The sequence below is a fragment of the Streptomyces sp. NPDC048637 genome, from assembly GCF_040650675.1.
Taxonomy (GTDB): Bacteria; Actinomycetota; Actinomycetes; order Streptomycetales; family Streptomycetaceae; genus Streptomyces.
In genome coordinates this window covers 208,631-235,630 of sequence record NZ_JBEZHQ010000008.1, presented here as the reverse complement: position 1 = coordinate 235,630, position 27,000 = coordinate 208,631, and the positions used below count along the sequence as shown (strand labels likewise).

The window sequence follows — 27,000 nt, the reverse complement described above, 5'->3', positions numbered from 1 at the left end:
TGGCTGCCCCGCTCAGCTCTTCTCGGTGACTCCGGCGGAGTCGAAGGTGGCGACCTCGTGCATGGCGCGGGCGGCGCTCTGCACCACGGGGAGCGCGAGCAGGGCGCCGGTGCCCTCGCCGAGGCGCAGATCGAGGTCGACCAGGGGGCGCAGGCCCAGCTTGTTCAGGGCCGCGACATGGCCGGGCTCGGCGCTGCGGTGGCCGGCGATGCAGGCGGCCAGCGCCTCGGGGGCGATGGCACGGGCCACCAGGGCGGCGGCGCCGGCGCTGACCCCGTCGAGGATCACCGGCGTACGCAGCGAGGCGCCGCCGAGGATCAGTCCGACGAGCGCGGCGTGCTCCAGGCCGCCGACCGCAGTGAGGACACCGATGGGGTCGGCGGGGTCGGGCTGGTGGAGCTCCAGGGCGCGGCGGACGACGTCGACCTTGCGGGCGTGCGTCTCGTCGTTGATGCCGGTGCCGCGGCCGGTGACCTCGGCCGGGTCGTCGCCGGTGTAGACGGAGATCAGCGCGGCGGAGGTGGTGGTGTTGGCGATGCCCATTTCGCCCGTGAGCAGCGCCTTGTTGCCGGCCGCGACGAGGTCACGGGCGGTGTCGATACCGACCTCGATCGCCTGGAGCACGTCCTCCTGGGCCATGGCCGGGCCCGCCGTGAAGTCGGCGGTGCCGGGGCGGACCTTGCGCGGCAGCAGACCGGGGGTGGCGGGGAGATCGCCCGCCACACCGACGTCCACGACACAGACCTCGGCGCCGACCTGGTTGGCGAAGGCGTTGCAGACCGCGCCGCCGCCCAGGAAGTTGGCGACCATCTGGCCGGTGACCTCCTGGGGCCAGGGGGTCACGCCCTGGGCGTGCACGCCGTGGTCACCGGCGAAGATCGCGACGGCGGCCGGCTCCGGGATCGGCGGCGGGCACTTGCGGGACAGTCCGCACAGCTGGGCCGAGATGATCTCCAGCATGCCCAGCGCCCCGGCGGGCTTGGTCATCCGCTTCTGCCGCTCCCAGGCCTCGCCGAGTGCCTTGGCGTCCAGCGGGCGGATGCCCTGCAGCGTCTCCTGGAGGAGGTCGTGCGGGCTCTCGCCGGGCAGCGCGCGGCGGCCGTAGGTCTCCTCGTGGACGACCCAGGACAGCGGGCGGCGCTTGGACCAGCCGGCCTGCAGCAGCTCGGGCTCCTCCGGGAACTCGTCGACGTAGCCGATGCACAGATAGGCAACGACTTCGAGGTGCTCGGGCAGGCCCAGTTCGTGGACCATCTCCCGCTCGTCGAAGAAGCTGACCCAGCCGACGCCGAGGCCCTCGGCGCGGGCGGCGAGCCAGAGGTTCTCCACCGCGAGCGCGGAGGAGTACGGGGCCATCTGCGGCTGGGTGTGGCGGCCGAGGGTGTGCCGGCCGCCGCGGGTGGAGTCGGCGGTGACGACGATGTTCACCGGCGTTTCGAGGATCGCCTCGATCTTCAGCTCACGGAACTGCTTGGCGCGCCCCTTGGGCAGCGACTTGGCGTACGCCTCGCGCTGCGCCATCGCGAGCTGGTGCATCTTCTCGCGGGTCTCGTCCGAGCGGATGACCACGAAGTCCCAGGGCTGGGAGTGGCCGACGCTGGGCGCGGTGTGGGCCGCCTCCAGGACGCGCAGCAGCACGTCATTGGGGATCGCGTCGCTGCGGAAGCCGTTGCGGATGTCGCGGCGTTCGCGGATCACGCGGTGGACGGCGGCGCGCTCGGAGTCGTCGTACCCGGCGGCCGGGAACAGGGCGTCGGCCGCGCCGGGGCCGGGCCCGTCGGGCGTCTGGACGGCGTGCTGCTGGTCGGCGGCCTGCGGCTGGTCGTCGTCCGGGCCCTCGCCGAGCTGGACGAGTGCGGCGGCGTCCTGCTGCTGGGGCGATTCGTCGGCGTCGGCGGCGGGCTCGCGGTCGGCAGCGGACTGCTCGTCGGCAGCGGCCGGGGCGGCCGCGGGGGTCTGCTCGCCGGATGCCTGGGCCGGGATGTGGACGGCGACGGGCCGGTCTTCGGCGACCGGCTCGGCCGGAGCGTCGGGTGCGGCCTCCGCGGGCTCGGCAGCGTCTGCGGGCGCGGCGTCCTCGGCGGGCTCGCCGGGGGCCGCCTCGGCCGCGGGGGTGCTGGGCTCGGCGGGGCTGCCGGTGTCGTCCGGAGCGGCCGCTGCGGGCTGCTGCTCGGCGGGAGCGTCCGGGCCCTGCGGCGCGGCCTCCGGGGCGGGCTCCTCGGCGGTCTGCTGCCCTGCGGCGTCCACGGGGGCGCCGGGCTGCGGCGGTCCGGCGGGCGGCTGCTGCGCCTCGGACGGCTCTATGACGGCCTGCTCCTGCGGCGCGCCGTCGTCGGTCGCGGGCAGGGCGACGGGGCCCTGGGGAGCGGCGGGCGTCGGGGCGGTGGACTCGGCGGCCGGGGTGTCGTCGGTCGCCCCGGCCGGGGTGACCTGGTCCGGGGCGGCCTCGGCCGGGGCGGTGGCCGCGGGCTCCGGCCGGGTCTCGTCGGCGACGGCCGGTGCGGCGGCCTCGGGCTGCCCGGCGGTCTGCTCGTCCTGCGGTGCCTGGGGGGCGTCGACGGGGGCGTCGGCCGCCTGCTGTTCCGCCACGGGCTCCGCGGTCCGGCCGGCCTCATCGGACGGCGCGGGGGCCGGAGCGTCGGCGGGCTGCGCCGCGGGCTCGGCGGGCGCGCCCTGGTCGGCGGGTGCGCCCTGGTCGGCGGGTGCGCCCTGGTCGGCGGGCTGCTGCGGGACCTCGGCGACGGCCTCGGGCTGCTGGGCGGCCGGGACGGTGTCCTCGCCGGGTACGTCCTGCGCGGGGGCTTCCTCGGCGGGGGCCTCCGCAGCGGGAGTGTCCGCAGCGTGGGCGTCCGCCGTGACGGCGTCCGGCACGACGGCGTCCGGCACGACGGCGTCCGCCGCGGATGTGTCCGGCACGGCGGTTTCCGTCGCGGCCGTTCCGTCCTGCGCGGGCGATGCCGCATCCGGCACCGCGTCCGGAGCGCTGTCCTGCGGCTGCGCCGGCACCTCGGCCTGCGCCTCGGCCGACGCCTCCGGTCCGGCATCGGCGGCGGGAGCGCCGTCCCCGGGCTGCGCGACGTCCTCGGCCGGCAGCGGCATCGGCTGTTCGACGGGCAGCGCCGCGTCCTGCGGGACGGGCTGCACGGCGGGGGCGGGCTGCACGGCCTCGGGGGGCGCGGCGGGTGCGTCGGCGGATACGGCGGGTGCCTCGGGGGCGACCGTTTCTGCGACCGGGGCCGCGGTCGCCTGCGCGGAGGCCTCGTTCCACGCCGGCACCTGCGAGGGGATCTCGCCGAGCTGCGGGCCTGGCAACGGGCCCTGGCCTGCGGCGCCGTAGGTCTGCTCGGCGTTCCACTGCCCGCCGTAGGGCTGCTCGCCGTATGCGGGGGCGAAGGTCTGCCCGGCCGCCGTCACCTGCCCGAGGGGCTGCTCGGCGTACGGCAGGTCCGCGGCGGTCTGTGCCGCGGCCGGCGGGCCGGTCACGAACTGTTCGTCCGGTGTGGCCGCGGCCGGGGCGTCGAAGTATTCGGGGCCGCCCGTGGGCGGTCCGGCGTGCCGCGCGGCGGACGGTGCGGGTGCCTCGGCCGGTCCGCGGTCGGCGAGCGAACGGACCACGCCGCCGGTCGCGTCGGGGACGGGCGGGCCCATGTGCAGCGGACGGCGCGGGGGCGTGGACGGCGCGGCCGCGCGGGCCCGGTCCGGCTGCGGAGCCGCGGGCTGCGGAATGCGGACGGAGCTGAGGTCGACGGAACCGGAATCCCGGCCGCCGCTCTCGTGGTCGCCGGCCTGGGCGGGCATCGGCTCGAAGCCGGTGGCTCCCTGGGTGGCCGCGTCGATCGGTGCACCCTGCTGGGGCTGCTGGTCCGCACCGTGGTGGGTCTCCTGCGGCTGCGGGAGGGGCTGGGGCGCGGGCTGCTCGCTCCAGGCGCCCTGGGCACCCGGCATCAGCAGCAGGTCGTCGTCCTCGACCGCACCGTCGGTCTGGTCGAGGTAGGGGTATTCGCCCGGAGGGGGCACTGTGCCCGGCAACTCCGTCGGTCCGGCGTCGGCAGGGGAAGGAGCGGCCGCCGGCTGCGGCTGCCCGGGATGTCCGCCTGCGTTCTCCGGCTGTCCCTCGCCCGGGAACTGGCCGGTGTCGGTCATGCGTACCCCTCGCCCATTGGTAGTGCTCCTTCCAACCGCTCGTGCGACGCGCTCGACCGGGGCGCGCCGACGCCCCGATAGCTAGAACGAGCGAGCACGCCTCGCGGCACGTCCGCTCTCCAGAGCTTCATATTCGGCCAAAACCACGGCATTTTCCGGATATTGGCGTACGAAGCCGAATGCGGAACGGCGGCGCAACGATCCGCCAGCCTACCTCGCGCGGGTTGCCGTGCTGGTCACGGGTGAGGAACGCGATACCCGCTGAGCAGAAACACCACGGACCGCTCGCGTTCGACCCAGACGGAAGTGTCCAGGTCCACGGACTGCAGCAGCGCGCACTCGACTTCGTAGCCGCCGTCGGCCAGCGCCCGGCCGAGCGATTCGGCCTCGTCGCGGGTGGCCGCGTGGGTGACGATCCGTTCGGGACGGCGGGCCGCGCAGGCGGTGAGCACGTCCGCTCCCCCGCCGCCGATCCGGATCACGTCGGGCTCGGGCAGGTCCTCCAGGACCTGCGGCGCCCGGCCGTGCACGACCTGGAGTTGGACACCGTGGCGGCGGGCGAGGGCGGCGGTGCGTCCGCAGGCGTCCGGGTCGGCGTCCACCGCGATGACGGCGGCGCCGAAGCGCGCGGCCTCCACCGCGGCGGCTCCGCTGCCCGCGCCGATGTCCCAGACCAGGTCGCCCACCTGCGGTCCGAGACGGGCGAGTTGTGCGGTGCGCAGCTGGACGGACTCGCCCTCGCCCAGGGCGCCGCCGTATGCGCTCGCCGGAAGTCCCCAGCCGCGCGGGCCCGTCGGGTGGCCGACCTCGTGACCGGCGATCCAGCCGGTTCCCTGGGCCGCGGCCCCGCCGGGCGAACCGCCGACGACAATGACGACATTGGGGTCACGCCAGACATGGTCGGCGGCCTTGTCGGATGTGAGGACCGTCACCTGCTCCCGCTCGGTGCCCAGTTCCTCGCAGATGACGAAGGTGCGGTGGACGCCGCCGAGCAGCAGGGCGAGTTCGGCGGGACCGGCGCCGGGTGAGGTGAGCACCGCGACCTTGGTGTGGGCGCGGCAGACGTTCACCGCGCGGCGCAGGTCGCGGCTGTGGGCGACCACGATCTGGGCGTCGTCCCAGGGCATACCGGCCCGTGCGAAGGCGGCCGCGACGGAGGAGACGGCCGGGACCACTTCCACTTCCAGGCCGTGCTCGGGTGCCCGCAGGGTGCGGACGACACCGAAGAAGCCGGGGTCACCGTCGGCGAGCACGACGGCGGTGCCGCGGTGCTGGGCGATACGGCGGGCGGCCAGGCTCACACTGCCGAGGCGGATCCGCTCGGCGTTCGGCGGGACTTCGGGAAGTGCGAGGTGGTGGGCGGCGCCGGCCACCAGCGTGGCGGCGCCGAGCGCGGAGCGGGCGGCGGCGGTCAGTGGAGAGCCGTCCCATCCGATCACCGTGACCCGGTCGGCCATGCTCGTCAGTCTCCTGGGGCTGCTGTGGTTACGCGGGCGGGGCGGCGGACAGGGCGGCCGCAGGCCGGTGGTGGTGCCGCTGTGGTGCGCTGGTCCGCGCTGGTCGCGCAGGTGCGCGGCAGGCCGAGACTACCCCCTGCGGTACGGACCTGAGCGCGGGCATGGTCAGTTCCACTCGGGGTAGCTGAATCCGTTCGCGTCCGCCAGCCGGCCGGGGACCCCCTCCAGGTCCTCGGGCAGCAGGCTCCACACGATCAGATCGGTCCGGATGTCCGTCCAGCCGCCGTCCTCGGTGCGGCTGCGGGCTATGAAGGCATTGCGCAGCACGCCCTCGCTGATGCAGCCGATCTTCTGGGCGACCTGCTGGGAGGCGGTGTTGCCGGCCGCGGTGCGCAGCTCGATGCGTTCGAACTTCTGGTCGTGGAAGAGCCAGTGGGCGACGGCGAGGGAGGCCTCGGAGGCGTACCCCTCGCCGCGGGCCCAGGAGGCGACGACGTAGCTGATCTCGCTGGAACGGATCCGCCAGTCGGTGTTGCGCAGTTGGACCACGCCGACCAGGCGCTGGGTGAGGAACTCGGTGACCGCCAAGTCGATGCCGTGGCCCGCGGTGCGCTCGGCGTGGGCGCTCTCGGTGGTCCAGGCGCGCGCGGCGTCCTCGGTGTACGGCTGCGGTATCGCGGTCCAGGCGGCGACCAGCTCGTCGTTCATCATCGCGGCGAGGGACGGCACATCGGCCTCCTCGAAGGGGCGCAGCACCAACCGGTCCGTGCTGATGGAGATGTCCGGAAAGGTGGATGTCATGCCGCTGCTCCCGCGCCGTTGACTGTGGTGTCCGGACCGTCGCGCGCTGTGAGACCGCGAGGTCACGGGCCGTCTTGACCGTCTTGAAGGCACCAGCATGCAGCATGGGCGTACGGGTGTGCCACGCGCGTGGGCCCCGGCCGCGCGTGGCGCGAGTCCGGGGCCTGCGGGCCGCCGTGCGGACGGACACCTTCCGGTGACCTGCGCACGGGCGGCTGTGCGTCCCTACACCCGCCCACCCCCCCGAAGGGGGGTGGGCGGCGGGGAAACAAGGGGAAACAGGGGACACCGAGGAAACAGCCCTCCCCATAGGGAAAGCCGCCTGGTGTCAGCTCTTGGCCGGGCCGAAGGCCGGGATGACCGAGCCGTCCTTGTACTTGCCCTCGATGAACTCCTTGACCTCGGGGGAGTTCAGGAGCTTGGCCAGCTTCTTGATCCGCGGGTCGCTCTCGTTGCCCTTCTTGACGGCGAGGAAGTTGGCGTAGGGGTTGTCCTTCGCCTTCTCCAGGGCCAGCGCGTCCTTGGAGGGCTTGAGGTGGGCGCCGATGGCGAAGTTGCCGTTGATGATCGCGGCGTCGACGTCGTCGATACGCGGCGCGGTCTGCGCGGCCTCCAGCTCGGTGATCTTGATGCCCTTGTCGTCCTTGACGTCCGTCAGCTTGGCGTCGGAGCCGACACCGGGCTTGAGGGTGATCACCCCGTTGTCGGCGAGCAGCTTGAGCGCCCGGCCCTCGTTGGAGGGGTCGTTCGGGACCGAGACGGTGCTGCCGGCCTTGAGCTCCGAAAGCTTGTCGATCTTCTTGGAGTAGACGCCGAGCGGCTCGATGAGCACGTTCTGGACGGGCACGATGTGCGTGCCGTTCTCCTTGTTGAAGGTGTCGAGGAACGGCTTGTGCTGGAAGAAGTTGGCGTCGACCTGGCCGTCGTCGGTGACCTTGTTCGGGATCTTGTAGTCGTTGAACGGCTTGACGACCAGCTTGAGGCCCGCCTTCTCCGCCAGCTCGTTCTTGACGAAGTCGAGGATGGTGCCGTGCGGGGTGGGGCTCGCGGCGACGACGAGCGGGGCGTTCTTATCGCCCTTGTCGCCGCCGGCGGTGGTGTCGGAGGGGGCGCTGCAGGCGCTCGCCCCGAGGGCGACGGCGGAGGCGGCGGCTATGGCGACGGAGATCTTGACGGTGTTGCGCACGAAGAGTGCCTCTTTCTTTCCACGCGAGGGTTCCGCGTGATGTCCGCCCGGCAAAGGGTCCGGGCTCTTGGGTGATGCGGAGGGGGTACGGGTGGGGCGGTCAGGCGGCCTCGGTGACGGCGGCCGGCTCCTCGGTGCGGGCGCGGCGCAGGCCGACGCGCAGGACGGACGAGGCACCGGTGCCGCGGCGGGCGAGCCGGCGGACGATGAGGTCGCCGAGCAGCTGGACGAGCGTGACGAGGAGGATCAGCTCCACGACGGTGGTGATCATCAGCGAGGTCTCGTACTGCTGATAGCCATAGGTGTAGGCCAGGTTGCCCAGCCCGCCGCCGCCGACCGCACCGGCGATCGCGGAGTAGCCGATCAGCTGGATGACGGTGGTGGTGACGGCCGCGATCAGCGCGGGCAGTGCCTGCGGGAGCAGCACCTTGAAGACGATGGTCCAGGTGCCGCCGCCCATCGCCTGGGCGGCCTCGACCAGGCCGTGGTCGACCTCGCGCAGTGCGGACTCCACCAGCCGGGCGAAGAACGGGATGGCGGCGATGGCGAGCGGGACCACCGCGCCGGTCGGGCCGATGGAGACACCGACGACGAGCCGGGTGAAGGGGATCAGCACGACGATCAGGATCAGGAACGGGAAGGACCGTCCGATGTTCACGATCGCGCCGAGGACCTTGTTCACCACGACGTTCTGCAGGATGGCGCCGCGGTCGGTCAGATGCAGCAGCACACCGGCCGGGATGCCGATGAGCACCGCGTAGAACGTCGACCACCACACCATGAAGAGGGTGTCGAGGGTGTTGTCGTACAGCAGCGGCTGCATCTCGTTCCAGGTCACTTGGCACCTTCCTTCTGCAGTGTGGCCGCGGACGCCGGGATCGCGGGCTCAAGGGCAGTTTCGACCGCGGCCGCGCCGTCGACGCTCGCGACGTCGGCGACATCGACCTGCAGCCCCTGCTCACGCAGGAAGCCGATGGGCACGACGTTCTCCTCGAAGCGGCCGGGGAGCTCGATGCGCATCCGGCCGATCTGCTTGCCGCCGACGGTGTCCATGGCGGCGCCGAGGATCGAGATGTCGACGTTGTAGGTGCGCGACAGCTCGGAGATCACCGGGCGGGTGGCGGCCGAGCCGTGGAAGGTGATGTCGACGACGGTGCGGTCGTCGGCCGAGGGCTCGCCGCCGACCGGGAACAGCTCCCGGGCCAGCTCGGAGCCGGGGGTGGCGAGCAGTTCGGCCACGGTGCCCTGCTCGACGACGCGGCCGTCCTTCATCAGCGCGGCCGAGTCGCAGATCGTCTTGACGACGTCCATCTCGTGCGTGATGAGCACGATGGTCAGGCCCAGCTTGCGGTTGAGGTCGCGCAGCAGCTGGAGGATGGAGCGGGTGGTCTCCGGGTCCAGGGCGCTGGTGGCCTCGTCCGAGAGCAGCACCTTGGGGTCGCCGGCCAGCGCGCGGGCGATGCCGACGCGCTGCTTCTGGCCGCCGGAGAGCTGGGCGGGGTAGGCCTTGGCCTTGTCGGCCAGGCCGACCAGGTCCAGCAGCTCCAGGGCCTTGCGGGAGCGCTCCTGGCGGTCGGTCTTGAGGATCTCCAGCGGCAGTTCCACGTTGTCCTGGACGGTGCGCGAGGACAGCAGGTTGAAGTGCTGGAAGACCATGCCGATGTGGCTGCGGGCGGCCCGGAGCTGGGCACTGGCGCGCTTGCCGCGTCCGGCGATGGACGTCAGCTCCTGGCCGGCGACGGTGACCGTGCCGGAAGTGGGACGCTCCAGGAGGTTGAGGCACCGGATGAGGGTGGACTTGCCGGCGCCGCTCTGGCCGATGACGCCGTACACCTCGCCCTCGCGGACGTGCAGATCGACGCCGTCCAGGGCGGTGACCTCGCGGTCTCCTGAACGGTAGACCTTGGTCAGGCCCGTTGTGGTGATCACAGGGAATTCCGTCACTGTCGAGTGCTCGGCGGCTCGCCCGCCGGGCACGGGGCATTCTTGCGAGTGCGGCAGGGGGGAACAGGGAGCGGCGGCGGGCGCGGGGCCCGGCTCCGGGTTCCGGTGACGCGGGGCGGCCGAGGGCGTCGGAAGGCCGACGTACGGCTCATGAGTCGGGATCCCCCCTGCTCCTTGAGAGCTCGGGGAGGTCTCGCTTCGGGGCGCGAGCTCAGGCGGGGGCCCTCAGCGGTCACACATTCGACACATGCAACGAGCACCGGGCGTCTGATACGCCTCGGTCGCAGGGGTGCGGTAGCTCGTCGTGGTCATGCGGGAAGTAAACCAGACAGCAGTACGGGCCGATCAAGCCAGTCCGAATTGCGGACACCACTGACCGACCCGTGGACAGCCCCTCGCCCGGCGCGGATGATCTCCCGCGTTCGGTCCGTGGCCTGCGCGGATGCCGTCGGGAGCGGGGGACGAGGAAACCGGCCGGCGGCGTTGCGGGCCCGGTGCGCTGTGGTCAACGCCACGGTCAACATGCCGCAAAGGAGCGCATCAGCGCTGATCCTCCTGCTTCATGGGCGTACGTGCCACGGTGGGGCCGGACGCTGCCGCCCGTCCGCCGCCGATTAGCATCGCCCCATGCCCCACAACCCCACGGCGCGCGGCCGTGCCACCCGGAGGCCCCGGTGTTCGACGCGCTGACGATCGCGGTCGCGGTGACCGCTCTCGCCCTCGCCGCCTGGTGCGGCTTCGCGGCGTTCCGTGACCAGCCCACCAAGGACTGGCATTTCCTCGGCATGGGCCTGGTGTCGCTGCTCGGCATCGTCCAACTGGTCATCGCCGTCGTGCAGTTGGCGCGCGGGGTGTCGCCGGACAAGGGCACCGCGCTCTTCGTTTCGTATCTGCTCGGGGCGGCCGCCTGTGTGCCGGCGACCGGCTTTATGTCGCTCTCGGAGCGCACCCGCTGGGGTTCGGCCACCGTCGCGGCGGGCGCCGTGGTGCTGGCCGTACTGGAAGTGCGGCTGTTCGACATCTGGGGAGGCGGCAGTGCCTGAGACCACGGCGACCACCGCGGCGGACGGCGGCACGGCCGCCGCGCCGGGCAAGCGTTCCCTGGGCACCGGCCCGGGCCGGCTGCTGGTCACGCTCTACGGGATCTTCACCGTCGCGGCCGCGTCCCGCTCGCTCTACCAGCTGCTCGCACAGTTCGACCGGGCGCCGCTGGCCTACAGCCTCTCGGCGGTCTCCGCGGTCGTCTACGGGTTCATCACCTTCTCGCTGGTGCGCGGCGGCGAGGGCGCCCGCCGGGCCGCGCTCGCCTGCTGTGCGCTGGAGCTGCTCGGGGTGCTCGGCATCGGCACCTGGACTCTGCTCGACCCGTCCGCGTTCCCGGACGCCACGGTCTGGTCGGACTACGGCATGGGCTACCTCTTCATTCCCGTCATCCTGCCCGTCACCGGGCTGATGTGGCTGCGCCGGTCGCGTACGGAGCGGCCGGGAGCCTGAGGCCGTCCGGCGAGCGAGTTGCGCCATCCGGGTGAGGCCGTCCTCGCGCTGGGCGGCAGCGCCACGGCACCCGGGGCCTTCGGCTTCGTCGCCGCGCCGACCGCCACCGGCTTCAGCCCGCTGACCGGTCTGACCGCGGGCGGCACGCTGGTCGACTTCACGGGCACGGGACTGTCGACGACCACCGGTGTGACCTTCGGCGGCGTGCCGGCCGCGTTCGCCGTCCTGTCCGACACCAGGGTCGCGGCCGTCGCGCCGAGCCACGCCGTGGGCGCGGTCACCATCGCGCTCACCACCACGGGCGGCAGCGCCACGGTGCCCGGGGTCTTCCTCCATCTGCTCTGATGCGGACGGCTTTCTGCTCTGCTGCGGATGGCTGTCCGCTCTGATGCGGACGGCCCGGCGCACCCGCCCCGCCCGGGGCGGGCACGCCCCCGGCGCTACGCCTGTGCGACGAGTTCCCCGGCTCCGGCCGGCTGGGGCACTTCCTTCTCCATCGTGACCACGTTCAGCCGGGGCGTGCGCTGCTCGGTGCCCACGGGCACATAGCCGTGACTGCGGTAGAGCCGCAGATTGCCCTCGCTGCGGTGGCCGGTGGACAGGCGGTAGCGGGTGGCCGAGCGCTCGGCCGCCAGCCGCCCCTCGACGGCGTCGAGCAGCCGTCCGCCCAGGCCGTGCCGCTGCATCCGCGGGTGCACGATGAGCTTGGCTATCGTCCCGGTGCCGTCCTCGTCGACCGTGCCGCGCACGGATCCGACCACCTCCTCGCCGAGCCGGGCCACCACGACGCAGCCCTCGCCGAGTTCGGCGCGCAGCGCCTGCAGCGTCTGGGTGAGCGGCTCGATGCCGTAGTCGTCGTACAGCGCGGCTTCCTGCTGGTAGCAGAGGTACTGGAGTTTGAGGATCTGCTCGGCGTCCTGGTCGGTCGCCGCAGAGATGGTCACACTCGTGCCCATGCGCGTATGCCTCCCCTATTCGGTTCGCTGGTCCGGGCGCGCTGAGGGTGAGAGGGGTGCGCCCGGAACGATGTGCCCTGACGGACGGCGCCGTGGGGTACCCGTCGCCGCCATGACGTGGCTGACACCGCTCCTTCCGGATTCCCCGGTAAGGGGCAGCGGCAATCTCCGCCGCGAGCATTCTGCGCAGGCAATTGGGGCAAGCGGAACGGACCGGCACCGAGCTCTCCTGTGACATTCCCAACTCAGATGAGAATGCAGGGGAGGTGGCACCGGTCCGGGCGGCCGGGCTCCGCCGTGGCAGCGGTCCGGGCAGCGGCGTCAGCGCTTGCGGAACTCCGCGGCGGCCAGCAGCGCGGTGTCGGGATTGTCGGAGAACAGGCCGTCAATGCCGGTACCGAGGTACGCCTTGAACACACCGAGGGCGTCGCCGTAGGCGTCCGGGTCGGTGCCGCGGCGGTAATCGGCCGGCAGGAAGGTGTTCTCGTTGCGGACCGTATACGGGTGCAGGACCAGTCCGGCGGCGTGGGCGTCCTTGACGACGGACGTGGGCTCGCCGAGCTTGCCGTCCTTGTCCCGCGGGATGATCACGGTCAGGTCCGGGCCGATGCCCTGGGCGAAGCCGGCCAGCCACTTCAGGCCCTCGGGCTTGACCAGATCGGCGACCTTGCGCGGGTCGCCCGCCTCGACGAAGTCCCAGGGCTGGGAGTCGAGCGTGGAGAGCAGGACGACCTTGGGGCAGTCGACGAGCCTGCCGAGGCGCTGGATGCTGCTGGGCTCGAAGGACTGCAGGAAGTTCGGGGAGTTCCTGCGGTGCCGGCCGTGCGCACGCAGCGCCTTGGCCACCCGCTCCTCCAGACCGAGGCCCAGCTTGCGGAAGTAGGTGGGGTGCTTGGTCTCGATGTGCAGCCAGACGCGGCGGCCCCGCTTGCGGCCCTCGTGCTCGGCCCACTGCAGCACCTCCTCGAAGGTCGGCACCTCCCACACCCCGTCGTAGACGGTGTTGTGCTGCCGGGTTCCCGGTATGCGCTCCTTGGCGCGCAGCGTCTTGAGTTCGGCGAGCGTGAAGTCCTCGGTGAACCAGCCGGTCAGCTTCTCCCCGTCCACGCTCTTGGTGGTCTTGCGGTCCGCGAACTCGGGGTGCGCGGAGACATCGGTGGTGGCGGTGATGTCATTCTCGTGGCGGCAGACCAGATGCCCGTCCTTGGTGGGGACGAGGTCCTGCTCGATGACGTCCGCGCCCATGTCGAGGGCGAGTTGGTAGGAGCCGAAGGTGTGCTCGGGGCGGTAGCCGCTGGCGCCGCGGTGGCCGACGATCAGCGGTACCGGCAGTTCCTGGGGCGCCCCGGCCCGCTGGGCCGCGCTCGCCTGGCCGGCTCCGCCGAATACCGCCGCTCCCGCGCCGAGGGCCGCGGCCCCCAGCACCGTCCGCCGTCCCGGCTGCTGCCGCTTGTGCATGCGCACGCTCCTTGTTCGAGTTGTTCGCTGGTCTTCCGAGTGCTTCCGGACACTTCCGGGTACTTCCGGGTACTTCCGGGTGTTTTACGGCGTGCGGTGAGGCGTGTTGCACACCGGCCCGGAGAGCCCGGCCGATCGTAGGCACGGACGGGTCACGCCGGGGAGACGGAAGACAACATCGGGGGGAAGATGGTGGTAACACACGTCAACTGTGCGTATCGACCTCGTGAACCCGAGGTGCGCGCGGGAGTAACCCGCGAGTATGGTCCTTGGCTGCAGTGTTCTGCGCCGCTTGACGTTGACCAGTCACGACCCGGAGGGCCCGTTGTCCCGCATTGTGCTGAAGGCGATTCTCGGATTCGTCATGCGTGTCCTGTACCGCCCGAAGGTCGAGGGCATGGAGCGCATTCCGGCGACCGGACCGGTGATCCTGGCCGGCAACCACGTCACCTTCATCGACTCGCTGTTCCTGAGCCTGGTGGTCAAGCGCCCGGTGTACTTCATCGGCAAGGACGAGTACGTCACCGGCAAGGGCCTCAAGGGCCGGGCGATGGCCTGGTTCTTCACCAGCGCCGGCATGATCCCGGTGGACCGGGACGGCGGACACGGCGGTGTCGCGGCGCTGATGACCGGCCGCCGGATCCTGGAGGAGGGCAGCGTCTTCGGCATCTACCCCGAGGGCACCCGCTCCCCCGACGGCCGGCTCTACCGCGGCCGTACGGGCATCGCCCGGCTCACCCTGATGACCGGCGCGCCCGTCGTCCCGTTCGCGATGATCGGCACCGACAAGGTGCAGCCCGGCGGCAAGGGCCGCCCGCACATCGCCCCGGTGACGGTGCGCTTCGGTGAGCCGCTGGACTTCTCCCGCTACGACGGCATGGACCGCGACCGCTATGTGCTGCGGGCCGTCACCGACGAGGTGATGAGCGACGTCATGGAGCTGTCCGGCCAGGAGTACGTCGACATCTACGCCACCAAGGCCAGGGCCGCCTGACCCGTCCGCCGTGTGCCGGGCCCCATCCGTTCCGCGGATGGGGCCCGTTGCGTGTGCTCCTGTGCGGGCGGGTCAGCAGGGCACCCGGAAGCCGCCGGGGGCGCGCTGGCCCTCGGCACCGCCGGTCAGCGCCGTACGCAGCGCTGCCTCGGGCCGCGGCACCACGCTGCCGTCGGGCTGGAGCAGCTGCTGGCGCTGGGTGACGGTGCCGGTGCGGGCGCCGGGCACCTCCGCGTTCTTGACCGCCACCCGGTTCAGCGCTGCGGGCTTCAGCTGCTTCTTGGTGCGGATGAAGGAGACAAAGCTCTCGAAGTCGCGGGTGTGCCGGACCGGTGCGGTGAATCCGGTGAAGGCGCTGAAGCCGTCCTGGTTGATGAGGGTGTAGGAGGGGGCGGCGAGCCGGTAGCGGCGGGTGAGGTCGAGGGCGGTGCCGTCGATGAACACCTCGGCGGGCTCGATCCGCCGGCCGACCGGTCCCGCGGCGTCGAAGGTGTAGCGGACGTTGCCGGAGACGGCCAGCGGTGAGAAGCCGAGTCCGCCGCCGGCGGTCGGTGCCCACTGCTCCTCCAGGGCGTCGTGCAGCTGCCGGCCGGTGACGGTGACGGTCATGATCGGGTCGCCGAAGCCGACGGAGTTCCAGGCCTGCGCGAAGGTGACGGTGCCGTCCGTCTCCTCGTCACGGATCAGATCGCCGGCGATCACGGCCTGGCCGACGCGCGGCGCGACCGCGATGACGGCGAGGTCCGCGGGGGTGTTGGGGTGGTCGGCGGGATCGTCCATCGGGTCGTGCGGCTGACGGCCCGCCCACAGGGCCCAGTCGGCGACGAGGTTGCCCATGGTGCTCTCCCCCACCGCGTTGCGCCGCCGGGTGAAGGAGGCGGTCTGGGTGCCGAGGCGGCTGCGGGCGCGCCGGCTGCCGTAGTCCGCCCAGTAGGCGGCGATCGACTTGAGTTCCGGGTCGGGTGTCACATCCCGGGTGTTGGGGTGGTTGGTGGCGGTGGTCAGCTCCCGGATCACCGCTCCGGTGTCGGGGTCGAGGCGCAGATTGATCTCGTTGACGAGCTGGCCGTAGCAGCCGGCCTCGACGAACGGCCGGGGCACGCCGTCGGGGTCGGGCAGCATCATCGTGAAGGCGGTGTGCCAGTGGCCGGTGACGATGGCGTCGATGTCCGGGGAAGCCCGCAGGGCCAGTTCGTAGGCGGGCCCCGAGGGGTTGCTGCCGCTGGAGAAGTCGCCGCCGGCCACCGCGCCGTCGTGCATGCTGAGGACGATCGCCCGGACGCCGCGGGACTTGAGTTCCGCCGCGCAGCGGTTGGCGGTCTCCAGCTCGTCGAGGGTGCGCAGTCCCGGCTGGTAGGAGCCGGGGAAGGACTCGGTGCCGATGGCGGTCAGATGGATGAAGCCGACCGGCAGCCGGCGGCCGCCGCCGGCGTCCACATACTCGATGTTGTACGGCGGCAGCACGGTCTCGCCGTTCGCGTGCCACACCATGTTGGCGCTGTAGTAGGGGAATTTCGCGCCCCGGAAGCGGCGGCCGGTGGAGTCCTTGAAGGCGTCGTCGCGGCCGACGACCGGGAAGCTGTCGCCGTCCTCCATGTGCGAGGTGAGGAATCGCGCGGACTTGTCGAACTCGTGGTTGCCGGCCGAGGCGAAGTCCATGCCCATGGCGTTGAGCGCCTCGATGGTGGGCTCGTCGGCGAAGGTGGCGGCGTCGAACTCCCAGCCGGAGAAGAGGTCGCCGGGGGCGAAGAAGAGGGAGTTGCGGCGGCCGTCGCGCAGCCGCTCCAGGTGGGCGGCCATATGGGCGACGCCGCCGACGGTGTAGGTCTTTCCGCCGGCCCCGGTGATGATCGAGTGGGCACCGGGGGCGCCCTGCAGATAGCCGTGCAGGTCGGTGATGTTGAGGAGCTGGACGTCGACGTATTCGTCGGCGGTGGCCGCGTCGCGGGCGTGGCCGGTGGCGTAGGCGTCGCTGCCGATGGCGCTCGCGGTGGCCAGGGCCCCCGCGGCGGTGAGGAAGGAACGTCGTCCGATGTCGCGCACTGCGTCACTCTCCTGGCCGTCCGTAGGGGGACGACGGGAGAGTCAATCGAGCCGCACGGGACGGCCGGTCACCAGGACGCGTACCGGGCGTGAACGGGCGGGGGACAGTCGCCCCCAGGGCGTGTCCCGTTGATCATGGCGGGTGCGGGGCACCGTGATCCACGGGACACGCCCTGGGGCGCGCTGCGTGCCCGCCGTCCGGCGGATCGGCCGTACAGCGTTACGGGTGATACGGGCGCTACCGGCGTTACGGGCGCTCCGCCGGGCCGCCGGCCGCCGAACCTGACTCGCGCCCCGGCTCCGCTCCGGCCGCGGCGAGCGCGGGCCCGGTCGGTTCCGGGCTGCTCGCCAGCTCCTGGCCGCGGAGCAGGAACCACGCGGCCACCGCGGCGGACAGCAGGACCGCCGCACCCACCCCGGCCGCGACGTCCACGCCCGCGACGAAGGAGTCCTGGGCGGCCTTGATCAGCGCCGCGCCCTGGTCGGCGGGGAGTTGGCCGGCCGTCTCGAAGGCGCCGCCGAGCGATTCGCGGGCGGCGTCCGTGGCGGGTCCGGGCACCCCCGGCGGTGCGTCGAAGCCCCGGTAGATGCTGGTCACGATGGAGCCGAGCAGGGCGATGCCGAGCGCGGCGCCCAGTTCGTAGGCCGTTTCGGAGACCGCGGAGGCGGCGCCCGCCTCCTCCTTGGGCACGCTGGAGAGGATCACATCGGCGGTGACGGTGAACGAGAAACCGGCGCCGACGCCGACGACGAAGAGGATGACGCACATCGCGGCGGTGCCGGTGTCGCCGTGCAGGGTGGTGCAGCCGACCAGCGAGAGGCCGACCACGGCGAGGCCGCCGGCCACCACGATCCGTACGGACAGCCGCCGGGCGACCCAGCCGGCGGCCAGACCGGCACCCACCGCGCCGACCGCCGCCGGGAGTTCGACGAGCCCGGCGTTCAGCGGTGAGCGCAGCTGCACCATCTGGAGGAACTGGGAGAGAAAGAAGACCAGCCCGGACAGCCCGAGGATGGTCAGCAGGTCGGCCAGTACCGCCCCGGAGAATCCCCGGTGGTGAAAGAGCTTCATGTTCAGCAGCGGCGAGGCGAGGGTGAGCTGTCTGCGGACGAACACGGTCAGGGCGAGCACACCGGCGACGGCGCTCAGCGCGATGTCCCAGCGGTAGCCGTGCACCGCCGCTTCCTTGATGGCGTAGACGACACAGACGATGCCCACCAGGGCCAGCAGAACACTGGGGATGTCCCACGGGCCGGGATCCGGATTGCGTGACTCCGGGATGACCTTGGCGCCGACGGCCACCAGCAGCGCCATCACCGGCAGGTTGATGAGGAAGACCGAACCCCACCAGAAGTGCCCCAGCAGAAAGCCGCCGAGGACCGGCCCCACGGCCATTCCGGCCGAGGCCATGGCGCCCCAGATACCGACGGCCAGACTGCGTTCCTTGGGGTCGTGGAAGAGGTTGCGGATCAGTGCCAGCGTGGACGGCATCAGCGTCGCACCGGCCACGCCCTGCAGCGCGCGGGCCAGGATCATCATCTCGGGCGTGGTGGCGTACGCGGCGAGCACCGACATCGCGCCGAAGCCGACGGAGCCCAGCAGCAGCAGCTTCTTGCGGCCGATGCGGTCGCCGAGGCTGCCCATGGAGACCAGCAGGCCGGCGATGACGAAGGAATAGATGTCACCGATCCACAGCAGCTGCGTCCCGGACGGGCGCAGGTCTTCGCTGAGGAAGGGGGTGGCGAGGCCGAGGACCGTGGCGTCGACGCCGACCAGCAGGACGGCGAGGACGAGAACGGCGAGCGCGAGCCAGCGGCCCGGTCGGGGCTGGTCGTCCACATGGGCCGAGCCTGCCGGTCCTGACGCTATGGTCTCGGTCATTTCTCCATGCTCCGTCGGATGCCGCCGAGCAGCAGCTCGGCGATCGAGTGGTTGAGGTCGTTGCGGGCGACCCGCCCTTCGTGCACGGCCCAGGCGCCGGCGCCGATCAGTCCGTAGAAGGCCTCGGTGAGCCAGGCGGTGCTCAGATCGATCCGGAAGTCGCCCTCTTCCTGGCCGCGTCGGAAGAGGGCGGCGATGCGGTCGTCGAGCTCCGCCCAGCCGGCGTTGATCTCGCCGTCCTCGAAGAGCTGGTTCTCGGTGAAGAGGAAGGCCAGTACGGCGGCGACCGGTTCGGCTTCGGCGATCAGCCGGCGCAGCGCATCGGCGGCGGCCCCCTCGTCCAGCCGGGCCGCGTCCATCGCCTGCACGAACTGCGCGATCCCGTGCTCCTCCAGCGCTCTGATCAGGGCGTCCCGCCCGGCGAAGTGCCGGTGCAGGGTCGCCCGGCTGATGCCCGCGGCGCGGGCGATCTCGTCCATCGGCGTCGAAGCCCGCCGCGTGAGCAATGCGGCGGCTTCCTTGAGTACGCGTTCACGGTCCAGGGCCATGAGACATACAGTAGCCGAATGAGACACCAATGTCTCATCAGAGTCTCCCGCGCAACACGACGGCGGCCCGCCCCGGGTCTCATCCCGGGGGCGGGCCGCCGTCGTACATCCCTGCTGACTAGGCCAGCTCGGTGGTCTCCTTGGCCGTCGCCCACTCCTGCTGGGTGACCAGATCGGCCCGTACCTCGGCGAGCTGGACCGCGACCGCCGAGGGTGCGGTGCCGCCACGGCCGCTGCGCGAGGCGAGCGCGCCGGGGACATTGAGCACGCCACGGACCTCAGGGGTCAGATGCGGCGAGATCTTCGCGAACTGCTCATCGGTGAGCTGCTCCAGCTCGATGCCGTGCGCCTCGCACTCCTTGACGCACTCGCCCGCGACCTCGTGCGCCACCCGGAACGGCACGCCCTGCTTGACCAGCCACTCCGCGATATCGGTGGCCAGCGAGAACCCGGCCGGGGCCAGCTCCTCCATGCGCTCCCGGTTGACGGTCAGGGTGGCCATCATCCCGGTGAACGCCGGGAGCAGCACCTCCAGTTGGTCGCAGGAGTCGAAGACCGGCTCCTTGTCCTCCTGGAGGTCGCGGTTGTACGCGAGCGGCAGTGCCTTGAGCGTGGCCAGCAGCCCGGTCAGATTGCCGATGAGGCGCCCGGACTTGCCCCGCGCCAGTTCGGCGATGTCCGGGTTCTTCTTCTGCGGCATGATCGACGAGCCGGTCGAGAAGGCGTCGTGGAGCGTGACGAAGGAGAACTCCTTCGTGTTCCAGATGATGACCTCCTCGGCGATCCGGGAGAGGTTCACCCCGATCATCGCCGTGATGAAGGCGAATTCGGCGACGAAGTCACGGGAGGCCGTGCCGTCGATGGAGTTGCCGGCCGAGCCGTGCTCGAAGCCGAGGTCCGCGGCGACCGCCTCCGGGTCGAGACCGAGCGAGGAGCCGGCCAGCGCGCCCGAGCCGTACGGGGAGACCGCGGTGCGGTCGTCCCACTGCCGCAGCCGCTCCGCGTCCCGGGACAGCGACTGCACATGCGCCAGCACATGGTGGGCGAAGAGCACCGGCTGGGCGTGCTGGAGGTGGGTGCGGCCCGGCATCGCCACGTCCGGGTGGGTCTCGGCGAGGCCGACCAGCGCCTCCTGGAGGCCGGCGATCAGCCCGCCGATGATCCGGGCGTGGTCGCGCAGATACATCCGGAAGAGCGTGGCGACCTGGTCGTTACGGGACCGGCCGGCCCGCAGCTTGCCGCCGAGGTCCGGGCCGAGCCGCTCCAGCAGCCCGCGCTCCAGGGCGGTGTGCACGTCCTCGTCGGCGATGGTGCCGGTGAACGAGCCGTCGGCGACATCCGCGGCGAGCTGGTCGAGCCCGGCGTGCATCCGGGTCAGCTCGTCCTCGGTGAGCAGGCCCGCCTTGTGGAGGACACGGGCGTGTGCGCGGGAGCCCGCGATGTCGTACGGGGCCAGCCGCCAGTCGAAGTGAACCGACGCCGACAGCTGGGCCAGCGCCTCTGCCGGTCCGTCGGCGAACCGGCCGCCCCAGAGCCGGACGTCACCGCTGTTGCTGCTCACTGCTGCTCCTCAAGGCTGCTGTAGAGGTGCCGCCACCTCCCCGCCGCGAGGGCAGGGAGGCGGCAGCCTTATAGATCCAACGAGACGGGCTCAGGCCAGGTCGCGCTTGGCCGCGATCTTGCTCGACATGCCGAAGAGTTCGATGAAGCCCTTCGAGAGCGACTGGTCGAAGGTGTCGCCGGTGTCGTACGTCGCGAGGTTGAAGTCGTACAGCGACTGGTCGGACTTCCGGCCGGTGACGACCGCGCGGCCACCGTGCAGCGTCATCCGGATGTCGCCGCTGACCTGCTGGTTGGCCTCGTTGATGAAGCCGTCCAGGGCCCGCTTGAGCGGCGAGAACCACAGGCCGTCGTAGACCAGCTCGCCCCAGCGCTGCTCGACCTGCCGCTTGTAGCGGGCCAGTTCGCGCTCGACGGTGACGTTCTCCAGCTCCTGGTGCGCGGTGATCAGCGCGAGGGCGCCGGGCGCCTCGTACACCTCACGGGACTTGATGCCCACCAGCCGGTCCTCGACCATGTCGATCCGGCCGATGCCCTGGGCGCCGGCCCGCTCGTTGAGCTGCTGGACGGCCTGCAGGACGGTGACGGGCTTGCCGTCGATGGCGACCGGGACACCCTCCTTGAAGGAGATGATGACCTCGTCGGCCTCCCGCTGGGTGGCCGGGTTCTCGGTGTACTCGTAGACGTCCTCGATCGGCGCGTTCCAGATGTCCTCCAGGAAGCCGGTCTCCACGGCCCGCCCGAAGACGTTCTGGTCGATCGAGTACGGCGACTTCTTGGTGGTCGCGATCGGGAGTTTCTTCTCCTCGCAGAACGCGATCGCCTTGTCCCGGGTCATGGCGTAGTCACGGACCGGGGCGATGCAGTGCAGGTCGGGGGCGAGGGAGGAGATACCGGCCTCGAAACGGACCTGGTCGTTGCCCTTGCCGGTGCAGCCGTGGGCGACGGTGGTGGCGCCGTGCTTCTTGGCGGCGGCCACCAGGTGCTTGACGATGGCCGGCCGGGAGAGCGCCGAGACCAGCGGGTAGCGGTCCATGTACAGGGCGTTGGCCTTGATCGCCGGGAGGCAGTACTCATCAGCGAACTCGTCCTTGGCGTCCGCGACCTCGGCCTCGACCGCGCCGCAGGCGAGCGCACGCTTGCGGATGACGTCCAGGTCCTCGCCGCCCTGGCCGACGTCCACGGCGACCGCGATGACCTCGGCGCCCGTCTCCTCGGCGATCCAGCCGATGCAGACAGAGGTGTCCAGGCCGCCCGAGTAGGCGAGTACGACGCGCTCGGTCACGGGTTTCTCCTTACGGTGCATTCACTGATGGGTATAAGTATGCACTCCACCGTATGTTTCGTCAACGGATCGATGGATACGCAGGTCAGCGGCAGGCCGTCGGTGCGATACGGCGCCTCAGAACCCCTCCCGCAGCACCTCGGCCAGGACGTTCACATGGCTCACCGACACATCCTTCGTGGCCGTCAGCAACGTCAGCGGCCCCTGCGCGGCCCGCTCCCGCAGCCCCTCCAACGCCGGCCGCACCGCCTCCCGCGCCAGCTCCTCGCGATACCGCTCGGCGAACTCCGCGAACCGCGGTCCCTCGTGGTGGAACCAGCGGCGCAGCTCCGACGAGGGCGCCACGTCCTTGCACCACTCGGTGAGCTGCGCATCCGCCTTGGACAGCCCGCGCGGCCACAGCCGGTCGACCAGCACCCGCGCCCCGTCCGCCGGCTCCGGCGGTTCGTACACCCTGCGCACCCGGAGGGCATCTTCGGCGGATATTTCACCCATATCTCATCGAACCACGGAAGCAGGTCCCCCGCCGGAGGCCCCGGAAGGACCCCGCGGGGGACCCGCTTTGGATTCATGGCCCGGGACAGGGTATTTTTCTTCTGCACGCCCCGGCCGGGAGTCCTCCGGCCGGCACGAGCACCGGGACGTGGCGCAGCTTGGTAGCGCACTTGACTGGGGGTCAAGGGGTCGCAGGTTCAAATCCTGTCGTCCCGACGGTGCAGTAAGGGCTTTCAGCCCAGGTCAGGGCCTTGTTTCCGCTTCGGCGGGAACAAGGCCCTTGATCGTTTTCTGGGAGAGATTGCCTTTACTCGCGAGGAACGGCGTAGTAGTCGGCCAGCATCTCCGAGGGCCAGGCAGGCTCGCGTACGTCGCCCTGCGGGCCCATCGCGGTGAACCACGGCTTGATGTCCAGGACCGGTGTTCCGTCCACGGCATCCAGCGCTTCCACGTGGAGATCCAGGCCGTCCACCTTGACCAGGCGGCATCGGGAGACGCCCAGCCAATTCACTCGGCGCATGTTGCGGTGAGCGAAGATGCCACCGGCCGGCCAGTCGGGGTTGCCGCGGGGGTGCCGGGGCTCGGGGTGCAGATCGGTGGGGTCGGTCAGGTGGAAGCGGAAGACGACCTCAAGGTGGGAGAAGGCCTCCAGGCCGACGACCGACTCCTTGGTGAACTGCTCCGGGTCGATACGGATGACGGCGCGGGTGCCACCCCAGTAGTCATCCGTGGGCTCGGCGCGTCCCCCCACCACGTGGGCGACGGGCACGACCTTGAACTCTTCTGCCATGAGGGCTGAACTCCTCGGGGAGGGATCGGAAGGAGGTGGGTGGGCGGGCAGGCGACTCTCCGCGGACGCGCCCTGGTCACGGGAGCGGCAGTCCCACCAGCATCAACGCAAACACCGGGGAGTCGGGGAAGGGCTGGCGCTCGCCCACCTTCTGGTACCCCCAGGACTCGTAGAGGGCCTGGACCTTGGGGTGCGTCACGTCCACCAGCAGCGCCGCGAGGTCCGCCTCCCTGGCGTCCATCAACGCCCGGTGCAGCCGCTCGGACGTGCCTGTCTTCCGCCACCGCTCGCGCACCATCAGTTCCGAGACATGGAACGTGCGGCTCTTCTCCGGCGCCGGGTCCAGATGCTCACGCCACCATTCGCGGCCCTCGGCTCCGGGAGCTCCGTAGGCGAAGCCCACCGCCTCGTTGCCGTCGTACGCGATCACGCAGGAGAACTCGGGGTGTCCGCCCCAGTGGTCGACGAACCACGGGAACTTCTGCCGGAACTCGTCGTCCGACATCTGGTCGGCGTGCACGTCTGCGTGCACGTCGAGCAGCGTCTGCCGGATCTCCGGCAAGTCGCCGTGGCTGTAGCGACGCAGTTCCAAAGCGGAGGTCATCAGGTGTGGCTCCATTCTGATCGGTAGCGGTCCTTCCACTCGCGCGAGATGCTTGAGTCAGGCGCGAGGGTGGTCAAGTCGCGGTAGAAGTCCCCTAGGTAGCAACGCATCCGGCCCGGCAGGGGATCGCCATCCATCAGCACGAACACCTGCTCCGCGGTGGCGCACGCCTGCTCCTCGTCCCGTTGGTGAAGCTGCGCGAGGGCGAGCCGGAGCGTGGCCAGAGCACGGTTCCGGCGGAACTGCTGCGGGATGGCCGCCAGGGCACGGTGTGACGCGGCCTCGGCCCCGGCAGCGTCCCCGATGTCGTCCCGGACAATGGAAGTGATGGCCATCAACTCGGCCGGGCCGTAGAAGGCCACCCAGGACGGCCGGGGCTCGTCCGTGGACGCGTTCGCCAGCGCCTCTTCCGCGCACCCCAGGGACCGCAGGGCGCCCCGCCGGTCCCCGACGCTTGAGTGCCCGATCGCCGTGCGCGCATGGGCCAGGGACGCGAACAGCGGGTCGCGGCGCGTGACGGCTGTCGCCTGCGCGGCCCGGCCCGCGTCCATGGCCTGCGAGAATTCCCCGCGATGGACCGCCAGCATGGCGTGCGAATTCCACACGCGCAGTTCCGCCACGGGGTCATTCCCCATGCCCGCCAAGTACAGCGCCCGGTTGAGGTGAGCTTGTGCACGGTCCCTCTGACGATCGTCCACGGCCGACCAAGCCGCCGACGCGGTGTAGTTCGCGGCCACACTGAACAGCCGCTGCCGGATGCGCTGGGACGCCGCCCGCTTCTGTAACTCCAGCGCTTCTGCGGCGCCCGCCAAAGCGGCCCGCTCCAGCACCTCGTGCCCGCCTTTGGCGGCGTCCAGGGCGGTGAGGGCGTCCAGGCCGCTGCGGAGGCGGATGACCTCGGAGGTGCCGACGGCGTACGGGCGGGCGGGCGGCGACCAAGGGTACGACGGCGGCCGTTGTTCCGGCGGCGGTGGTGAGGAAGTGCCTGCGACGCACGGGATCCTCCGTCCTGTGAGGGCCACGTCTGCCCGCCGGAGGAGCGAAGCCCAACTCCTCGGCGGTACATCCGAATACTGCTTCCAAGGCTTCCCGCTGCCGAGGGTGCGGCCACCGCGTCTTTCCGGTCAGCCAGTGGCGCACAGTGCGGTCGCTGACGGTGCCCGCCCGGCCGAGCGACCGCAGGTAGTCGTTCACCGCATCGGCCAACTCGGCCTGGGTTAAGCCCGCTTCTCCGAGGGCGTCGGCAAGACTCTCGTTCGCCTTCACCCCTGCACGGTATCCAGTTCGCGCGCGCCGCCATCCCGGACGGCGGCGAAATTTCCGGTCCGCCGTACGGCACGCGGCAGCGGAATTTCCGTACGGCATATGACAGCCCGTCGTTGGATGCATACAGGGCGTCGCCGACCTGGACGGTGCGGCGGCGCAAAGGAGAGAAGCCCGCCTTCACCCCCACTTCGGGGCAGCGGGCCATACCTCACCGCCCACCACCGACGAGGTCCCGATGACCATGACCGCATCCAGCCCCACCGGGCACCCCGGATACAGCGAGACGCTGCTGCGCAGGCCCGAGAGCGTGGCCACCGCCCGCCGTCTGGTACGGACCGCGCTCGCTGCCTGGGGTATGGAGGAACTGGCCGACGACGCAGCCCTGGTGGTCTCCGAGTTGGTGACCAACGCCGTGCTGCACGCGCGGAGTGAGGTGATCCGGCTGGTCATCAGCCGCCCCGGCCCGGCCACAGTGCGGATCGGGGTGGTGGACAGGTCAAAGGCCCCTCCACGGCACCGCCGGTCAGAGGACGACAACGGCAGCGGGCGGGGGCTCGTGCTGGTGGCCGGACTGGCGGCGGCCTGGGGTACCGACCCGCTCCCCTGGGGCAAGCGGGTCTGGAGCGAACTGCACAGGAAGGACAGCCGGTGAACGGTACGGGGAAGCCCTGGGTGGGTGATCTGGTACATGGCGAGGGGGTCGAACGGACCGGCATCGTCAGCGATGTCCGCAAGGGTGTCTATGTACTGCGGCCGGAGAACGGGCCGGGCCAGTGGCTCTGTGACGTTCCCGGCCGGCTGACGGTGGTTGTCTCCCGTGCGGAGCGGCGTGACGGCTGAGAGGTGAGATGTGGTGCGACGCCGTGCCGCCCCGGCGGGTGAAAACCCGCGCGGGGCGGCCGCGTTCGTGGCCGGGGATCCGGCGGGGCGCCCTACGGCACCGGCGGTACCGGGGCCGACAGATCGCGCTGGTGCGGTATCAGGATTTCGTCCGGCTTCTGCAGGGCGACGGTACGGGCCGGGGAGGGGATCCTGATCCCCTCGGCGCGGTAGCGCTGGTGCAGGCGCTTGATGAACTCGTGCTTGATCCGGTACTGGTCGCTGAACTCGCCGACCCCCAGGATCACCGTGAAGCCGATCCGGGAGTCGCCGAAGGTGTGGAAGCGGACGGCCGCTTCGTGGTCGGGGTCGCCGCCGTTGACGTCCTTCATGACGCTGTCGATGACCTCGGTGGTGACCCGCTCGACCTGGTCGAGGTCGCTGTCGTAGGCGACGCCCACCTGCACCAGGATCGTCAGCTTCTGTTCCGGGCGGGTGAAGTTGGTCATGTTGGTGCCGGCCAGCTGGGCGTTGGAGATGATCACCAGGTTGTTGGAGAGCTGCCGCACCACGGTGTTACGCCAGTTGACGTCGACGACATAGCCCTCCTCGCCGCTGCTGAGGCGGATGTAGTCACCGGGCTGCACAGTCTTCGAGGCGAGGATGTGCACGCCCGCGAAGAGGTTGGCCAGGGTGTCCTGGAGGGCCAGGGCGACGGCGAGGCCGCCCACGCCCAGGGCGGTGAGCAGGGGGGCTATGGAGATGCCCAGGGTCTGGAGGACCACCAGGAAGCCCATCGCCAGGACGATGATGCGGGTGATGTTGGCGAAAATTGTGGCTGATCCGGCCACCCCGGACCGGGACTGTGCCAGGGACTTCACCACCCCGGTGATCACCCGGGCCGCGGTGAGCGTGACGACCAGGATGAGCAGCACCATCAGCGTCCGGTTGACGGTGTGTCCGACCGTCTCCGTCAGCGGCAGGGCCGCGGCCGCCGCCGCCAGACCGCCCGTGAGCGCCGCCCAGGGCACCACGGCCCGCAAGGCGTCGACAAGTATGTCGTCCCCGCTCCACCGCGTCCTGAGTGCGTGTTTGCCCAGCCAGCGCAGGGCCACCCGCAGCAGCAGCCCCGCCGCGATACCGGCGGCCAGCGCGGCCCCTGCGACGATCAGGTCGTGCAGTGTGAAAGCCCGGTTCACCGGCCGGCTCCCGCTGTCCGGGGGAACGGCTCCGCCATGAGCCCGATGTGATGTCTCGTCACCTGGTCCACCTGCT

The 27,000-nt window shown here is 71.3% G+C and carries 24 protein-coding genes and 1 tRNA gene; 7 read left to right on the top strand and 18 right to left on the bottom strand.

Annotated features, from left to right (window positions below; genetic code table 11):
* Positions 1-12: 12 nt before the first annotated feature.
* The 6 genes from cobT to AB0C46_RS14280 form a co-directional block, all read right to left on the bottom strand.
* Positions 13-4,143, bottom strand: coding sequence for a nicotinate-nucleotide--dimethylbenzimidazole phosphoribosyltransferase (gene cobT, locus AB0C46_RS14305; RefSeq protein WP_362828108.1), 4,131 nt, complete (start codon positions 4,141-4,143; stop codon positions 13-15).
* Between the two features lie 236 nt (positions 4,144-4,379).
* Positions 4,380-5,600 carry a precorrin-6y C5,15-methyltransferase (decarboxylating) subunit CbiE gene (cbiE, locus tag AB0C46_RS14300; protein WP_362828107.1) on the bottom strand — a complete coding sequence of 407 codons (1,221 nt, stop codon included), beginning with the start codon at positions 5,598-5,600 and terminating at the stop codon, positions 4,380-4,382.
* Between the two features lie 165 nt (positions 5,601-5,765).
* On the bottom strand, positions 5,766-6,401 hold the full coding sequence (locus AB0C46_RS14295) for a GNAT family N-acetyltransferase (protein ID WP_362828106.1): 636 nt from the start codon (positions 6,399-6,401) through the stop codon (positions 5,766-5,768).
* A 328-nt stretch (positions 6,402-6,729) separates the two neighbouring features.
* A complete protein-coding gene (locus AB0C46_RS14290) occupies positions 6,730-7,587 on the bottom strand; it encodes a MetQ/NlpA family ABC transporter substrate-binding protein (protein ID WP_362828105.1) in 858 nt (285 codons plus the stop codon).
* 100 nt (positions 7,588-7,687) lie between these two features.
* Positions 7,688-8,425, bottom strand: a complete 738-nt coding sequence (locus tag AB0C46_RS14285) for a methionine ABC transporter permease (RefSeq protein WP_362828104.1) — start codon at positions 8,423-8,425, stop codon at positions 7,688-7,690.
* On the bottom strand, positions 8,422-9,516 hold the full coding sequence (locus tag AB0C46_RS14280; protein ID WP_362828103.1) for an ATP-binding cassette domain-containing protein: 1,095 nt from the start codon (positions 9,514-9,516) through the stop codon (positions 8,422-8,424). Before AB0C46_RS14280 ends, AB0C46_RS14285 begins: the two co-directional genes overlap by 4 nt.
* A gap of 689 nt (positions 9,517-10,205) precedes the next feature.
* Here AB0C46_RS14280 and AB0C46_RS14275 point away from each other — a divergent pair.
* Genes AB0C46_RS14275 through AB0C46_RS14265 form a run of 3 tightly spaced genes read left to right on the top strand, consistent with a single transcriptional unit; the run spans position 10,206 to position 11,370 of the window.
* Positions 10,206-10,574 (top strand): hypothetical protein, encoded by a 369-nt coding sequence (locus AB0C46_RS14275; RefSeq protein WP_362828102.1) that lies wholly within the window; start codon positions 10,206-10,208, stop codon positions 10,572-10,574.
* A complete protein-coding gene (locus tag AB0C46_RS14270) occupies positions 10,567-11,025 on the top strand; it encodes a hypothetical protein (RefSeq protein WP_362828101.1) in 459 nt (152 codons plus the stop codon). The genes AB0C46_RS14275 and AB0C46_RS14270 overlap by 8 nt, the downstream gene beginning before the upstream one ends.
* A gap of 18 nt (positions 11,026-11,043) precedes the next feature.
* A complete protein-coding gene (locus tag AB0C46_RS14265; protein ID WP_362828100.1) occupies positions 11,044-11,370 on the top strand; it encodes an IPT/TIG domain-containing protein in 327 nt (108 codons plus the stop codon).
* Positions 11,371-11,465: 95 nt separating this feature from the next.
* Here AB0C46_RS14265 and AB0C46_RS14260 read toward each other — a convergent pair whose 3' ends face one another.
* On the bottom strand, positions 11,466-11,981 hold the full coding sequence (locus AB0C46_RS14260; RefSeq protein WP_362828099.1) for a GNAT family N-acetyltransferase: 516 nt from the start codon (positions 11,979-11,981) through the stop codon (positions 11,466-11,468).
* Between the two features lie 321 nt (positions 11,982-12,302).
* Entirely contained in the window at positions 12,303-13,439 is a 1,137-nt protein-coding gene (locus AB0C46_RS14255; RefSeq protein WP_362828098.1) for a glycerophosphodiester phosphodiesterase, read from the bottom strand.
* Positions 13,440-13,764: 325 nt separating this feature from the next.
* Between AB0C46_RS14255 and AB0C46_RS14250 the strand changes: the two genes are divergently transcribed.
* A complete protein-coding gene (locus AB0C46_RS14250) occupies positions 13,765-14,433 on the top strand; it encodes a lysophospholipid acyltransferase family protein (RefSeq protein WP_018087682.1) in 669 nt (222 codons plus the stop codon).
* Between the two features lie 72 nt (positions 14,434-14,505).
* On the opposite strand, the gene AB0C46_RS14245 is transcribed toward AB0C46_RS14250, so the two are convergent.
* The 6 genes from AB0C46_RS14245 to AB0C46_RS14220 all read right to left on the bottom strand — a co-directional run bounded on the left by AB0C46_RS14245 (position 14,506) and on the right by AB0C46_RS14220 (position 22,246).
* Positions 14,506-16,476: a bifunctional metallophosphatase/5'-nucleotidase gene (locus tag AB0C46_RS14245; protein ID WP_362828097.1), complete on the bottom strand. Its 1,971-nt coding sequence runs from the start codon at positions 16,474-16,476 to the stop codon at positions 14,506-14,508.
* A 247-nt stretch (positions 16,477-16,723) separates the two neighbouring features.
* Entirely contained in the window at positions 16,724-18,358 is a 1,635-nt protein-coding gene (locus tag AB0C46_RS14240; RefSeq protein WP_362828096.1) for an MFS transporter, read from the bottom strand.
* Positions 18,355-18,906, bottom strand: coding sequence for a helix-turn-helix domain-containing protein (locus tag AB0C46_RS14235; protein ID WP_362828095.1), 552 nt, complete (start codon positions 18,904-18,906; stop codon positions 18,355-18,357). The genes AB0C46_RS14240 and AB0C46_RS14235 overlap by 4 nt, the downstream gene beginning before the upstream one ends.
* 118 nt (positions 18,907-19,024) lie before the next feature.
* On the bottom strand, positions 19,025-20,467 hold the full coding sequence (gene argH / locus AB0C46_RS14230) for an argininosuccinate lyase (RefSeq protein WP_362828094.1): 1,443 nt from the start codon (positions 20,465-20,467) through the stop codon (positions 19,025-19,027).
* A 90-nt stretch (positions 20,468-20,557) separates the two neighbouring features.
* Positions 20,558-21,751 carry an argininosuccinate synthase gene (locus AB0C46_RS14225; RefSeq protein ID WP_362828093.1) on the bottom strand — a complete coding sequence of 398 codons (1,194 nt, stop codon included), beginning with the start codon at positions 21,749-21,751 and terminating at the stop codon, positions 20,558-20,560.
* A gap of 117 nt (positions 21,752-21,868) precedes the next feature.
* On the bottom strand, positions 21,869-22,246 hold the full coding sequence (locus AB0C46_RS14220) for a DUF488 family protein (protein WP_362828092.1): 378 nt from the start codon (positions 22,244-22,246) through the stop codon (positions 21,869-21,871).
* Between the two features lie 142 nt (positions 22,247-22,388).
* Here AB0C46_RS14220 and AB0C46_RS14215 point away from each other — a divergent pair.
* Positions 22,389-22,462: transfer RNA gene (locus AB0C46_RS14215), tRNA-Pro, on the top strand.
* 91 nt (positions 22,463-22,553) lie between these two features.
* Here AB0C46_RS14215 and AB0C46_RS14210 read toward each other — a convergent pair.
* From AB0C46_RS14210 to AB0C46_RS14200, 3 genes are all read right to left on the bottom strand, one after another.
* Positions 22,554-23,036, bottom strand: a complete 483-nt coding sequence (locus AB0C46_RS14210; protein ID WP_362828091.1) for an SAM-dependent methyltransferase — start codon at positions 23,034-23,036, stop codon at positions 22,554-22,556.
* Between the two features lie 76 nt (positions 23,037-23,112).
* Positions 23,113-23,640 (bottom strand): GNAT family N-acetyltransferase, encoded by a 528-nt coding sequence (locus AB0C46_RS14205; protein WP_362828090.1) that lies wholly within the window; start codon positions 23,638-23,640, stop codon positions 23,113-23,115.
* The gene (locus AB0C46_RS14200; RefSeq protein ID WP_362828089.1) at positions 23,640-24,662 is read right to left on the bottom strand and encodes a hypothetical protein; all 1,023 of its coding nucleotides are present in this window, start codon (positions 24,660-24,662) and stop codon (positions 23,640-23,642) included. The genes AB0C46_RS14205 and AB0C46_RS14200 overlap by 1 nt, the downstream gene beginning before the upstream one ends.
* Before the next feature lie 479 nt (positions 24,663-25,141).
* Between AB0C46_RS14200 and AB0C46_RS14195 the strand changes: the two genes are divergently transcribed.
* Positions 25,142-25,558: an ATP-binding protein gene (locus tag AB0C46_RS14195; protein ID WP_362828088.1), complete on the top strand. Its 417-nt coding sequence runs from the start codon at positions 25,142-25,144 to the stop codon at positions 25,556-25,558.
* The gene (locus tag AB0C46_RS14190; RefSeq protein WP_362828087.1) at positions 25,555-25,746 is read left to right on the top strand and encodes a hypothetical protein; all 192 of its coding nucleotides are present in this window, start codon (positions 25,555-25,557) and stop codon (positions 25,744-25,746) included. The genes AB0C46_RS14195 and AB0C46_RS14190 overlap by 4 nt, the downstream gene beginning before the upstream one ends.
* Positions 25,747-25,838: 92 nt before the next feature.
* On the opposite strand, the gene AB0C46_RS14185 is transcribed toward AB0C46_RS14190, so the two are convergent.
* On the bottom strand, positions 25,839-26,924 hold the full coding sequence (locus AB0C46_RS14185; RefSeq protein ID WP_362828086.1) for a mechanosensitive ion channel domain-containing protein: 1,086 nt from the start codon (positions 26,922-26,924) through the stop codon (positions 25,839-25,841).
* Between the last annotated feature and the right edge of the window lie 76 nt (positions 26,925-27,000).